Below are 13,492 nucleotides of genomic sequence, written 5' to 3' on the forward strand. Positions count from 1 at the left end.
ACACGAACGCCCCCGCTTCCGCAAGGAAACGGGGGCGTTCTGCCGTTGGCTGGCTTTGTCAGCCGCGGATGCGCTCCATGCCCGGGTCCACCAGGGGTTCAGCGGAAACAGTGGCCGCCACGCGCTTACCGAAGTACTCGATCTCCACGGCGTCACCGGTTTCGACGCCGGCGGGCAGCCAGGCGTAGGCGATCGGCTTGTGCACGGTGTAGCCGTAGGCCGCGCTGGTGACGTACCCGACGGCTTCCCCGCCCACGTACACAGGTTCCTTGCCGAGCACCACTGACGTGCCGTCGTCGACCGTCAGGCAGCGCAGGGCCCGGGTGGCGGGCTGCTCCTTGCGCGCGGCAAGGGCCTCGGCGCCAACGAACCCGGTCTTGTCCTTGGCCACGGAGAAGCCCAGGCCGGACTCGTAGGGGTGGTGTTCGGAGGTCATGTCGGTGCCCCACAGCCGGTAGCCCTTCTCCAGCCGCATGCTGTTGAAGGCGCCGCGTCCGGCGGCGACGATGCCGTGCTCCTGGCCGGCCTCGAACAGCAGGTCCCAGAGCTTCAGGCCGTACTCGGCGGTGGTGTAGAGCTCCCAGCCGAGTTCGCCCACGTAGGACAGGCGCATGGCGGTGACGGGGATGCCGCCTACCGTGATCTCCTTGGTCCTGAAGTACTTCAGGCCGTCGTTGGTCAGGTCGTCTGCGCTGACCTTGCCGATCACCTCGCGGGCCAGAGGGCCCCACAAGCCGATGCAGCAGGTGCTGCCGGTGATGTCCGTGACGTGCGCCCACTGGGCCGGATCCGCAGCCGACTGCCGGCGGGCCTCCACGCGGAGGTAGTCGAAGTCCACATTGCTGTTGACGCCCAGCTGGAACTCCTCCTCGGTGAGCCTGGCGACGGTCACGTCACTGCGGATGCCGCCGTCGTGCTCAAGCAGGAGGCAGTAGGTCACGGCGCCGGGCTTCTTGGCGATGTTGCCGGTGCTGAGCCGGTGGAGCAGCGCCTGCGCCCCGGGGCCGGTCACGGAGAGCCGCTTCAGCGGCGTCATGTCGTAGAGTCCAACGGCGGTGCGCGTCTTCCACGCTTCGGCGGCGGAGATGGGGGAGTGGAACATGGCAGCCCACCCGTCGCGTTCGGGCGCACGCCATTCCCCGGGCAGCTCTGCCAGGAGCCCGCGGTTGGCTTCGAACCAGTGCGGGCGCTCCCAGGCGGCGGATTCCAGGAAGAACGCGCCGAGCTCCTTCTGCCGCACGTTGAACGGGCTCACGCGCAGGTCGCGCGGGGATTCGCGGGGCTGCAGCGGGTGCATGACGTCGTAGATCTCCACGAAGTTTTGCTGCGAGGTCTCGCTGACGTAGGAATCGGACGTCTGGACCTTTTCGAACCGGGTGAGCTCGCAGCCGTGCAAATCGGTCTCCGGGTGTCCGGTGACCAGGAGTTCGGCCATGGCCTTGGCCACGCCGGCGGAGTGGGTGACCCAAACGGCCTCTGCCACGAAGAAGCCGGAGAGGTCCGGTGCCTCGCCCATGAGCGGGCCGCCGTCCGGGGTGAAGGAGAAGATGCCATTAAACGCATCGTTGATCTGGGCCTGGTGAAGTGCCGGCAGCAGGTCCTGGCAGTCCTCCCAGGCCGGGGCGAAGTCCTCCAGCGTGAAGTCGAGCCGGGACGGCATGCGGTGGTCGGACATCTCGTCCGCGCCCACCCGGGGCAGCCGGTCCATGTCCACGGGCATGGGCTTGTGGGCGTAGCTGCCGATGCCGATCCGGTTGCCGTGCTCCCGGAAGTAGAGGTCGCGGTCCTGGTAGCGCAGGATGGGCTTGCTGGCACCGTTGGGCAGGTCGTTGACGCCGTTCAGCGCGTCCACCGGGGTGGTCTTGACGTACTGGTGGGCCAGCGGCAGCAGCGGCACGCTGAGCCCCACCATCTTGCCCAGCTCACGGCCCCAGAACCCGGCGCAGGAGACCACGATGTCCGCCGGGATCACGCCGTCGGACGTCTGCACGCCCGTCACCTTGCCGCCTGCCTGCTCGACGCCGGTCACAGTGGTGGAGCCGCGGAACGTGACCCCTGCCGCGCGGGCCTTGGCGATGAGGAGCTGGACGGCTCGCGCCGCCGAGGCCAGGCCGTCGGACGGTACGAACAGTCCGCCCAGGACCTGGCGGCCGTCGGCCAGGGAGCCGGCATTGAGCAGCGGCCAGTGCTTCTCGCATTCATCGGCGTCGATGATGCGGCCGTCAACACCCCAGGAGGTGGCGTAGCCGAGCTTGCGCTTGAGGTCTTCCAGGCGGGCCTCTGTGGTAGCCAGCTCGAGGCCGCCCACCTGGTTGAAGCAGGAGACCCCGTCAGTGCTCAGGGAGAGCAGCTTGTTCACCGTGTAGGTGGCGAACTCAGTCATCGTCTTTGACGGATTGGTCTGGAATACCAGGCCAGGAGCGTGGGAGGTGGACCCGCCGGCGAGTCCAAGCGGTCCCTGTTCCACCACGGTGATGTTGGTCCAGCCGCGGCTGGCGAGCTCGTCGGCGAGGTTCGTGCCGACGATGCCGGCTCCGATGATGACGACGCGGGGCGATGCAGTCATGGCGTGTGGTTCTCCTGGTTGGCGGTGTTGAGTGGGAGCTGCGCTGTCGCTTCGCTATGAGCAACGCACATCACCATATGCAACACGGTGGCGCAGCTCACATCAGATGTCAAGGGGCTGCCTGCTTTGTTGCGGGGCCGGCGGGAGTATGTCGGGGCAAGGAAGAAGGCCCCCCGCAAACGCGGCGAAGGCCTCCTTCCATTGCGGCCCGGTTGTCCCACGGGGCCGTTTTCGGGGTGCAGTCCCGGGGTCAGTGGGAGAAGTCTGCCGAGATCTCGGCGAGGGTGCGCCCCTTCGTCTCCGGCGCGAGCCATTGCGAGAGGGCTGCGCCGAGTAGTGCGACGGCGGCGGCCACCACCATGCTTGGACCCATGCCGATGTTGCTGATCGCCCACGGGAGGGCGAAGGTGCCCAGCGCGGCCCCGATGCGGCTGAAGGCAGCAGCGAAGCCCGTGCCGATGCCGCGCAGGTGGCCCGGGAAAACTTCGGACGGATAGACCTGGGTCATCGTGGTGTAGCCGGCATTGAAGAAGGAGAAGGCAAGAAACAGGACAAGCACGAGGATCGCCGGCGCGTCCGCCCAGACTCCGATGACCAGCAGGATGCCTGCGCAGATCCACTGCCCGGGCACGGTGAGGATTCGGCGGCCTAGTCTGTCAATCAATAGCACCGAGGTGACAACACCCGCTGTCGCAAGGGCGGACAGTCCTACTCCACCGGCCCAGCCGCCGCCGAAGCCGAATTGGGTGAGCACGTCGTCGGCAAAGGTCGCGATCGCGAAGTACGGGGTGACAGCGCAGAACCAAAAACCTGAGGTGAAGAGGGTGGTGCGCCAGTACTGCCTCGAGAACAGCATTGCCATGGAGGCGGTCTTGATTTTGCTCCTGCTCTGCGCGGCCTGGGCCTCCTGGATCATCCTGAGATCGATCTCTTCGGTGATGCTCTCGTGCATCTGGGGCGATTCGACGTATCGGTGCGCAACGGCCAGTGCCTCCTCGCGCCGTCCCTTCGTAATGAGCCAGCTCGGCGATTCGGGGAGGCCGATGCGGGCGAGGAACAGGACGAATGCGATGATCGTGCTCGTGCCCAGGACCAGGCGCCATGGTGTGCCGGCGTCGTGCAGGAGCGTGCCGATGATGAATGCCATCATGAAGCCGACGTACCAGGCCACCAGGGTCAGCCCGAGCAGCCGCCCGCGGAGCTTTGGAGGGGAGAACTCTGACAGCAATGGGCCGCCGATTGAGTATTCGCCACCGATCGCGACGCCCATGAGGAACCGGATGATGGCCAGCTGGATCACGGCTCCGTCTCCGGAGGTTACGAAAAACTGGGCCGCTGAGGCGGCCAGGAACAGGCCCATGTCCACGAGGAACATGGGCTTGCGTCCGAACTTGTCAGCAGCCCAGCCGGCCAGCGGGGAGCCGACGAAGATACCAACCAGCGGGCCCGCAGCGATCATGCCCAGGGACAGTGCGTCGAGCTGAAGATCTGTCCGCATGAGTCCGGCCACGGGGCCGATGATTCCGAGGATGTAACCGTCGAGGAACATCCCGCCGATGAAGACAGCGACAAGCCGCACCATGAAGCGGCGTTTGAACGTGGAGCTGGTCTCTTCTGTTCTGGTCTGATCGATGGTGCTGCCACCTTGGATTGTCATCAACAGTTCCTTTGGGTTTCTGTTGCGGCAGCGTGGTGCTCGCCGCAGCGGGAGCTTCGGGGGAACAGGGTTCCTCCACGAGCGGCCACCGCAGGTTGGTTTTTCGCTGTGATTAGTCGCGTCCCGGTTGCCGCGGCCCGGTGCCGTGGAACAGGAGGTACGCGCATTCGAGAAAAAGCCTTCGTTCCGGGATGATCAACGAGCTTCGTTTTATGCAACAAAACAGTGCGTGACGTCACACCCGTTGTCAAGAAGATGTCGGCTGGCGCTTGCGGGGTCCGGCACCGGCACCCGGCTCAATATGGGCAGTAGGAATCGCACCCCCGGCTGCGGGGGAGTGACCGGCCCGAATGGCGTCGCGGGGCGCTAGCTTTCCTGGCCGGCGACTGCCTGGAGAAGGTCATCTGTTACGGCACGGGGTGGCTCCAGCCGGTCCCGGCCCGCGTAGACGTTCAGGCTGTGCCCCCTGCTGAACCCCGCCAGCGTCAGGCCGGTTTCGACCGCCAGGTCGATGGCCAGGCTTGACGGGGCGCTCACTGCGGACAGGATGGGGATGCCCGCCAAGGCCGCCTTCTGGACGAGTTCAAACGACGCCCGGCCGGACACCTGGAGCACCGTGCCGCGCAGGGGCAGCAGGCCTTGCCGGAGGGCCCAGCCCACCACCTTGTCCACGGCATTGTGCCGGCCGACGTCCTCGCGCAGGCACAGCAGCTCAGGCTCGCCATCACCCAGCCGGAAGAGGCCGGCAGCGTGGACGCCGCCCGTCTTGTCGAACACGGCCTGGGCTTCCCGCAGCTTCTCCGGCAGGGCGGCCAGTGCGTCGACGGGTACCCTCAGCGGGTTCGCGGAGGGATTGCAGTGCAGGGTCTTCCGCACCGCCTCGATGGACTCCGTGCCGCAGATGCCGCACGAGCTGGAAGTGTAGACGTGCCGCATCGTTTCGGGCAGGGGCACGTCCGGACGCAGCTGGGCGTCCACTACGTTGAAGGTCTGGACGTCCTCGGGGCCGCCGGCGCAGAAGCGCAGCGAAACCAGCTCGGACCCGTCCCGGATAACACCTTCGGAGACGAGGAACCCGGCCACGAGGTCGAAATCGTCGCCCGGCGTCCTCATGGTGACGGCGAACGATCGGCCGCCCAGCCGGATCTCCAGCGGCTCTTCGGCGGCGATCACGTCCTCCTTGAACCGGACCGGATATTCGGTGCCCGAGCCGTCCAGATGGAAGCGGTGGATCTTGCGGCGCTGCGTCATGCGGGCCAAGGCGTGTTCCTTCCGGTGCTGGTGGCCACCTGGCTGGCTGCGGGCGCCGGGGTCCAGGGAAGCGGCAGTACCGGCACGGGTTGGCCCGAGTCGACGCCGCCGGGAGGGACAACCATGATGCCCTCAGCCCACGCCAGGCCGCGCATCATTCCGGGTCCGGTGTGGTCCACGGGAAATGCCAGGCCGGACAGGAACCTGCACGGGATGAGCCGCGTCCGCCCCTTTCCGTCGCTGCAGCCGCCGTCGGGGCCAAAGTCGTTGCCGGAGGCGGCGTGCTGGAGCTGCGGCAGGGGCTGGTTTCCCAGCGCGGCCAGCAACGGGGCCCCGATGGTGGCCAGTGCCATCATGGCAGCGAGGGGATTTCCGGGAAGTCCGACGGCGAAGCGCCCGTCGGGCAGTTCGGCCAGGACGGCGGGGTGTCCGGGGCGCATGGCGACGCCGTCCAGGAGCAGGCGTCCGCCCAGCGCGGCCACCGCGTCCCGGAAGTGGTCAGTGCCGGACTTGCCGGTCCCTCCGGTGGTGATGACGACGTTGGCCCGCGACGCCGATTCCGCACCGGAGCCTTCCAGCGCCGCCAGCCAAGCATCGAAGGAGTCGCCAACGCGGGTGAAGCCGCCCGGTACGCCGCCCAGCTGGGAAATGACGGTGCCCAGCTGGGGCCCGAAAGTATCCCGGACGTTCCCGGGAGCAGGAACGCCTGACGTCACTACCTCGGAGCCGGTCAGGATGACGGAAACCACGGGTTGTGACTGCACCTCCACCTGGTCATGGCCGGCCACGGCGGCAAGGGCGAGGTGGGCAGGGTTGAGAACGGTGCCCGCGGGAATCAGTGTTTCGCCCGCCAATGCCTCGGTTCCCGGGGGACGCACGTGCTGGCCCGGCCGGGGTTCACCCGGCTTCGCGCCGGCGCTGACGGTAAGGACGGGGCGCCCCGTTCCGTCCCCGGCCACCAGGCCGCTTTCCTTGCGGAGCACCGCAGTTGCGCCGTCCGGAACCAGGCCACCGGTGGCGATGACGGCGGCCGTGCCCGGCGCCAGGGGCTGCTGCCCGCCGGACAGCAGCCAGGGACCATCCCCGCTCAGCGCCCAGCCGTCCATTGCCGAGGAGGCGTAGTGGGGCAGGTCCTGCAACGCGGTCACCGCGCGGGAGAGGGTTCGGCCGGCCGCTTCATGGAGCGGAACCTGAGCGGAGGGGAGGGGGCCTGCGCAGTCGTAGGCCAGGCGCCTGGCTTTCGGCCAATCGATCGAGTGCAGACCGGTCCCCGCCATTGGGGATGTGGGATCTGCGATGGGCGTAAACGTCATCATGGATGCCCCTTGCGGAGTTGAAGCGAAAAGCCCGTTGCCCGTAAGCGGTGCTTCGACGAGGAATACCTCCCCAGGTTTCAGGCCATCGAAGCACCGTCTACGAGCAACGGGCGACTGATATCTCATTGTTGCGGATAAAGATATATCAGTAATTTTAGGTCAGTGGTGAATGTCGTGTCCACACTTTTTTGAACGTTAGGCGTTTTCCAAAAGCTGGACCGGCGACTGCTGACGCGCAGCCTCTACGGTGTGCAGCAGCAACAGCGCGGTGGTTACCGAGCCGACGCCGCCGGGAACCGGGGTCAGTGCGGCGGCGATGCCGTTCACGCTTGCCCCGTCCACATCGCCCACCAGGGAGCCGTCAGGGAGGACGTTGGTGCCAACGTCCACCACAACAGTGTCCGGCGAGATATGGCTGCCGTTCACCAGTCCCGTCCTTCCGGCGGCCACCACCACAATGTCCGCCTGCCGGGTGTGCCGCTCCAGCGGGCCGGAGCGGGAGTGGCACACGGTGATGGCCGCGTCGCGTTCCAGCAGCAGCAGGGCCAGGGGTTTGCCCACGACGGCGGACCGGCCCACCACTGCCACGCTGCGGCCCGCAACGGGGACGTCGTAGTGGTCGAGTATTTCGACCACGGCGCGGGCGGTGGCGGGGGCGAAGGCCGGCTGCCCCACGGCGAGGCGGCCGAGGCTGAGCGGGTTGGCGCCGTCAATGTCCTTTTCCGGCGCGATCAGGCCCACCAGGGCATCGGTCCGGACTCCTGCCGGCAGCGGCGTCTGCAGGATGATGCCGTGGACCGAAGGCTCTGCGCTGAGGTCCCGCAGGACGTTGGCCAGCACCTGCTCGGTGGCATCGTGCCCGAGGTCGATGATGCGGCAGCCGATGCCCGCAGCTTCGGCCGCCCGTTCGATGGAGCGGACGTACCAGTGCGTTGACCCGTCGTCCGTGGCGATGACCACGGCGAGGGACGGATGCGCACCGTCCCGCTCAAGTTCCCGGGCCTCATCCTGGGTGCGCTGCCGGATGACTCCGGCCAGCGCCTTTCCGGACAGTGTTGTGGTGGTAGAGGGGCTCATTGAAGGATCCTTTCCCGCACCCGGGCCGCGAGGCTGTCCGCTGCCGCAACAACCTTGTCTGCGAGGCCGTCCGTCTGGTCTGCCAGCAGTGACCTGACACCCGGGTCCTTGATGGCAACAAGGTTGATGTCGATGTTCACCCGGGCGGTGGTTGCGGCAGCCCGGGCGGCATCCGCCGCTGCTGCGACGTCGCTGATGACGTTCGGGTTTGCCACCTCGCCCAGTTCGGTGGCGAGTTCCACCACCGAACCGGCGAGTTTGATGAGCTGCGCCGGGGTCTGCGCCGCCTGGACGAGGGCCGCCTGGACGGCGCCGCTCTTAGCGGCCTTCAGTTCCTCCGTGTCGGCAGGCAGCTTGTAGGAGTCGATGACCGCCTGGAAGACCTGCTCATCCGAATCCGCCAGCCGCAGTGCTTCGGTGGCCAGTTCGTCGGCGATGCCGGCGATCCGCTCTACCAGCGCCGCGTTTTCGGCGTACTTGGGACCGGTGGTGTACCGGGCCACCATGGCCACCAGGGCAGCGCCTTGCGCAGCATGGAGGGCCGCAGCGGCACCGCCCCCGGGGGTCGGCTGCCGGGAGGCGAGCCGGGCGAGGTAGCCGCTGATGGTCTCTGCGCCGATTGAAGCTGAGCCGGGGGAACCTGCGCTGTTCGCTTGCTGTTCGGCCATGGTCAGCCGCGCAGCCGGGACATCGTGGGATCGTACAGCGGATCCTGCGTCACGGTGGCAACGATGCGGCGGCCGAAGTACTCGATTTCCACCGAGTCGCCCACCGATACTTCGGCGGGAAGGTAGGCGTACGCAATGGGCTTGGCCACCGTGTACCCGTAAGCTGCGCTGGTGACGTAACCCACCGCCTGGTCCTTGTAGAACACCGGTTCCTTGCCCAGCACGATGCTGCGGCCGTCGTCGACCGTCAGGCAGCGCAGGCGACGCGCCGACGTTTCCTCCGTGCGTCCATCCAGGGCGGCCTTGCCGACGAAGTTCTCCTTGGCCATCTTGACGGCGAAGCCCAGGCCCGCCTCGAACGGATCGTGCTCGGTGGTCATGTCCGTGCCCCAGGATCGGTAGCCCTTCTCCAGGCGGAGTGAGCTGAAGGCGGCGCGGCCTGCGGCGATGATGCCGAAGGGCTGGCCGGCTTTCCACAGCGCATCCCAGAGGCGCTGGCCGTTGTCTGCGCTGGTGTACAGCTCCCAGCCGAGCTCACCGACGTAGGACAGCCGCATGGCGGTGACCGGGACACCGCCGATGACAACCTGCTTGGACCGGAAGTACTTCAGGCCGTCGTTGGTGAAGTCGTCGTTGCTGACCGCGCCGACCACCTCACGGGCGAGCGGGCCCCAGAGTCCGATGCAGCAGGTGCCGCCGGTGGTGTCGCGCACCTGGACCCAGTCTTCGGCGGTGCCGCTTGCGGTCTGGTGCCGTGCTGCCCGGTCGAAATAGGCGGTGTCGATGTTGCCGTTGGCGCCGAGCTGGAAGGCGTCCTCGCTCAGGCGGGCCACGGTAATGTCGCTTCGGACGCCGCCCTGCTCGTCCAGCAGGAGCGTGTAGGTGACGGCTCCGGGCTTCTTGTTCATTTCCGCGGTGGTCAGTTCCTGCAGCAGCTTCAGGGCGCCCGGGCCGGAGACCTCAAGGCGCTTCAGCGGAGTCATGTCGTACATTGCGACGGCGGTACGGGTCTTCCATGCTTCGGCAGCCGCAATGGGCGAGCTGAACATGCCGGACCAGGCATCGCGTGCCGGCGGCTGCCAGTCTGCCGGCATCTCCTTGAGGAGTTCGGCGTTGGCCTCAAACCAGTAAGGGCGTTCCCAGCCGCCGCCTTCCAGGAAAAAGCCGCCCAACTGCTTGTGCCGGGCGTGGAAGGGGCTGACGCGCAGGTTGCGCGGGGACAGCTTGGGCTGGAGCGGGTGCAGGACGTCGTAGATTTCCACGAAGTTCTGCTGCGAGGTCTCGCTGACGTACTCGGGGGTCAGCTGGACTTCCTCGAAGCGGTGGATGTCGCAGTCGCCCAGGTCAATGGAGGACTTCCCGGTGGTCAGCAACTCGGCCACGGCGCGGGCGATGCCAGCGGAATGGGTAACCCACACGGCTTCGGCAACGAAGAAGCCGTCCAGTTCCTTGGACTCGCCCACCAGGGAGCCGCCGTCAGGGGTAAAGGAGAAGATGCCGTTGAAGCCGTCCTCGATCTCGCTTTCGCGCAGGGCGGGGGCAGCAGCTGCTTGGTGGCTTCCCAAGCCGGGAGGAAGTCCTCCAGGGTGAAGTCGAGCCGGGAGGGCATGTTGTGCTCGCTGATCTCGTCCGGCTTGAAGCTGCCGAGTTCGTCCAGGTCCACGGGCATGGGCTTGTGGGCGTAGGAGCCGATGCCGTACCGGTCACCGTGCTCGCGATAGTAGAGGTCCTGGTCCTGGTGGCGGAGGATGGGGAGCCGGGCGCCGTTGGGCAGCTCGTTCTTGCCCTTCTGGGCCGGGACCGGAGTGGTCTTGACGTACTGGTGGGCCAGCGGCAGCAGCGGCACGGACATGCCGATCAGCTCGCCAATTTTGGCACCCCAGAATCCGCCGCAGGAGACAACGATGTCAGCCGGGATCACGCCGTCGGGCGTCTGCACGCCGGTGACGCGGCGGCCCGACTGTTCAATCCCCGTGACGGTGGTGTTGCCCTGGTACTTCACGCCGGCGGCTTCGGTGCGCTTGATCAGCAGCTGCACGGCGCGGGCGGCGCTGGCGAGTCCGTCGCTGGGAACGTGGAGGCCGCCCAAAATGTCGTCCGCGTTGATCAGGGGGTAGAGCTCCTTGCATTCCGCCGGGGAGAGGATGGAACCCTCGATGCCCCATGCCTGGGCGTACCCGAGCTTGCGCTTGAGGTCGGCCAGACGGGTTTCGTTGGTGGCAACTTCGAGTCCGCCCACTTGGTTGAAGCAGCTGACGCCGTCCTCGGTCAGGGAGAGGAGCTTTTCCACCGTGTACTTGGCGAACAGCGCCATGGACTTGGACGGGTTGGTCTGGAAGACCAGGCCGGGGGCGTGGGACGTCGAGCCGCCCGGCATGTTGAGCGGGCCCTGGTCCAGGACGGTGATGTTGTTCCAACCCTTGGTGACCAGTTCATCCGCCAGGTTCGTGCCGACAATGCCAGCTCCGATGATGACAATGCGTGGCGTCGATTCCATGTGGTTCTCCTGCTGAAAAGTCATTGATGTGCTGTGTGCTGGGTGCGGCGCCGGCTAGCGGAACACCACGGTGCTGGTCTGGTCCAGCAGGACGCGGTGCTGGCAGTGCCACCGCACGGCCCGGGACAGGGCGAGGGCTTCGGCGTCCTGGCCCACGGTGGAGAGGGAGGTGGGCCCGTAGCTGTGGTCAACCCGGATGACTTCCTGCTCGATGATCGGGCCCTCATCCAGGTCGGCGGTGACGTAGTGGGCCGTGGCCCCCACGAGCTTCACGCCGCGGTCGTAGGCCTGGTGGTAGGGGCGTGCCCCCTTGAAACCGGGAAGGAAGGAGTGGTGGATATTGATGGCGCGGCCTTCCAGGGCACGGCACAGATCGTTGGACAGGACCTGCATGTAGCGGGCCAGGACCACCAGGTCCACGTCGTATTCCTCCACCAGGTCCAGCAGGCGCTGCTCGGCGTCCGCCTTCGTATCCGCGGTGACGGGAATGTGGATGAACGGCAGGCCGGCGGCCTCGGCCATCGCGCGGTGGGTTTCGTGGTTGGACACCACCAGTACCAGGTCACCGCCCAGGGTGCCGCCGCGCCAGCGGAAGATGAGGTCGTTGAGGCAGTGCCCGAACTTGGACACCATCACCAGTACGCGCTGCTGGGTCTGGTCGGCAAAGCTGAACTTCATGCCGAACCGGTCTGCGATGGGACGGAACTCTTCTTCGAGCGTGGCCCGGGTGTAGGCCGGCGAACCGGAGAACGCGGTACGCAGGTGCAGCGTTTCGCGGAGGCTGTCATCGAACTGCTGGTGCTCGTCAATGTTGAAGCCGCGGTCGAACAGGAAGGTTGTCACGGCCTGGACAATACCGGCGCGCTCGCCGCAGGACAGGGTCAGGACAAACTTCTGATCCGTCGGCTGCTCAACCGTTTCGGTAAGCGTGGTCCCGCCGAGGGCCGTCGATGAGGCTGTTTCCACCAGGGTCATGTCTCCTCCTTCTATAGATATATTCCTGTGTTGCGTACTGATATATTAGGTTGAATATCAGCGTATACTGGTCGGTGGGTGAGGTCAATAGGTTTTTCGGCTCAAGGGGAGAGGTACTGCGATGGCAATTGAGACTTTGGCGCTCGCGGAAGATGCCGCCAGGAAATCGCTCGCGGACGTCGCCTACGAAAGCATCCGCGACAGGCTGCTGATGCTGGACATAAAGCCCGGCGACCTGCTCAACGACGATGCGCTGTCCAAATCATTGGGAGTGGGCCGCACGCCTGTCCGCGAGGCCCTTAAAAGGCTGGAGCTGGACCGGCTGGTGGTGACCTACCCCCGGCGCGGCACCTTCGCCACCCGGGTGGACGTGACCGATCTTTCGTATATCTCCGAGATCCGCACCCAGTTGGAGCCCCTGGCCGCCTCACGCGCCGCGCGGGTTGCCTCGCCCGCTGTCCGGGCGAATCTCAAGGACATCCTCGCCGAGGTTGAGGCCTTTGATGTCAGCGCAGCCTCCGTGGTGGAAACCCTCCAGCTGGATTCCCGCGTCCACCACAGCATCTATGCGGCAGCTGCCAACCCGCACCTCGAGGACATCCTGATCCGCTACGACAACCTGGCAACAAGGATCTGGTGCATGGTGGTGGACCGCCTGCCGGATCTCTCGGCCCACGTGCACGAGCACCTGAACCTGCTGCGGGCGGTCATCGACGGCGATGAGGACAGCGCAGCCGATCTGGCGCGCGTGCACGTCAGCGGGTTTGAGCGCGCCGTCCGTGAGGCGCTCTTCAGCGCCTAATCGCCATCGTCGCCCTCGCCGTCGTCACGTTGTCCGCGAGGCCCTCTTCAGCGCCCGGCCCTCGCCGTCGTTGCGCTCGCGGTCGTGACGTTGTCCGCGAGGCCGTCTTCAGCGCCCGGCCCTCGCCGTCGCGCCGCCCCGCTGCCGCTCAGCCTTGTGGGCGCGGACGCGCATTTCCGACGAATGCCACCGCTATTCCGGAACGGTGTTGACGCCCCGTGTGACCCGGGTCATACTTTCATCAGCATTGATATATCAAAAAAATATCAATGCTGACCCCTAAGGGGCTGACCAGACTATCCGGAGGAAGAGATGAACCCCAGCGTGCACGCCGTCGCAGATGCCGGAAGCAGCACCATCGAAGCAAAGCGGAACGGCCGCGGCAAGAGCGTGCCGGTGCAAGGAGTCCGGGCCGACTGGGCCCGCCTTCCAGGCCACACCGTGGAGGTGTGGTTGCTCGGGGAGCATGTGGCGACGGGAGTAGTGGACCAGGCCGCGGACGACGATTCGGTTCTGTGGCTTGCCGGCGCCGGCGCCGATACCCGCCGGCTTTTCGACAAGGGCACCGGCTACCAGATATGGGTTTAAGCCCGTACTGAAGCTGCCTTGGCCCAACCTTCCCGGCCTGGTCCCGGCCTGCTCCCGGCCTGGAGGGGTAGGCGAACCAGCACAGGTCCGGCCCC

Annotated in this window: 9 protein-coding genes and 1 pseudogene; 2 read left to right on the forward strand and 8 right to left on the reverse strand. The window is 66.6% G+C overall.

Annotated elements, in window-relative coordinates; translation table 11 throughout:
* Positions 1-58: 58 nt before the first annotated feature.
* The 8 genes and pseudogenes from QE394_RS11665 to purU form a co-directional block, all read right to left on the reverse strand.
* The gene (locus QE394_RS11665; protein WP_349034573.1) at positions 59-2,566 is read right to left on the reverse strand and encodes an FAD-dependent oxidoreductase; all 2,508 of its coding nucleotides are present in this window, start codon (positions 2,564-2,566) and stop codon (positions 59-61) included.
* Positions 2,567-2,816: 250 nt separating this feature from the next.
* Entirely contained in the window at positions 2,817-4,223 is a 1,407-nt protein-coding gene (locus QE394_RS11670) for an MFS transporter (RefSeq protein WP_349034574.1), read from the reverse strand.
* 366 nt (positions 4,224-4,589) lie between these two features.
* Positions 4,590-5,483 carry a formate dehydrogenase accessory sulfurtransferase FdhD gene (gene fdhD, locus QE394_RS11675; RefSeq protein ID WP_349034575.1) on the reverse strand — a complete coding sequence of 298 codons (894 nt, stop codon included), beginning with the start codon at positions 5,481-5,483 and terminating at the stop codon, positions 4,590-4,592.
* A complete protein-coding gene (locus tag QE394_RS11680) occupies positions 5,471-6,790 on the reverse strand; it encodes a molybdopterin molybdotransferase MoeA (RefSeq protein ID WP_056080946.1) in 1,320 nt (439 codons plus the stop codon). The genes fdhD and QE394_RS11680 overlap by 13 nt, the downstream gene beginning before the upstream one ends.
* A gap of 195 nt (positions 6,791-6,985) precedes the next feature.
* Positions 6,986-7,867, reverse strand: a complete 882-nt coding sequence (locus QE394_RS11685) for a bifunctional 5,10-methylenetetrahydrofolate dehydrogenase/5,10-methenyltetrahydrofolate cyclohydrolase (RefSeq protein WP_056080943.1) — start codon at positions 7,865-7,867, stop codon at positions 6,986-6,988.
* A complete protein-coding gene (locus QE394_RS11690; protein WP_056080940.1) occupies positions 7,864-8,535 on the reverse strand; it encodes a cyclodeaminase/cyclohydrolase family protein in 672 nt (223 codons plus the stop codon). The genes QE394_RS11685 and QE394_RS11690 overlap by 4 nt, the downstream gene beginning before the upstream one ends.
* Before the next feature lie 2 nt (positions 8,536-8,537).
* Positions 8,538-11,032 (reverse strand): annotated as a pseudogene (locus QE394_RS11695) (FAD-dependent oxidoreductase).
* 54 nt (positions 11,033-11,086) lie between these two features.
* Positions 11,087-12,007: a formyltetrahydrofolate deformylase gene (purU, locus tag QE394_RS11700; RefSeq protein WP_056080934.1), complete on the reverse strand. Its 921-nt coding sequence runs from the start codon at positions 12,005-12,007 to the stop codon at positions 11,087-11,089.
* A gap of 121 nt (positions 12,008-12,128) precedes the next feature.
* Here purU and QE394_RS11705 point away from each other — a divergent pair, with 121 nt between their 5' ends.
* Both QE394_RS11705 and QE394_RS11710 read left to right on the forward strand, forming a co-directional pair.
* Positions 12,129-12,809 (forward strand): GntR family transcriptional regulator, encoded by a 681-nt coding sequence (locus tag QE394_RS11705; RefSeq protein WP_056080931.1) that lies wholly within the window; start codon positions 12,129-12,131, stop codon positions 12,807-12,809.
* Positions 12,810-13,121: 312 nt separating this feature from the next.
* Positions 13,122-13,397 (forward strand): hypothetical protein, encoded by a 276-nt coding sequence (locus tag QE394_RS11710; protein ID WP_056080928.1) that lies wholly within the window; start codon positions 13,122-13,124, stop codon positions 13,395-13,397.
* Positions 13,398-13,492: the final 95 nt, after the last annotated feature.

It is taken from the genome of Pseudarthrobacter sp. SORGH_AS 212 (genome assembly GCF_030818145.1).
Lineage (GTDB): Bacteria > Actinomycetota > Actinomycetes > Actinomycetales > Micrococcaceae > Arthrobacter.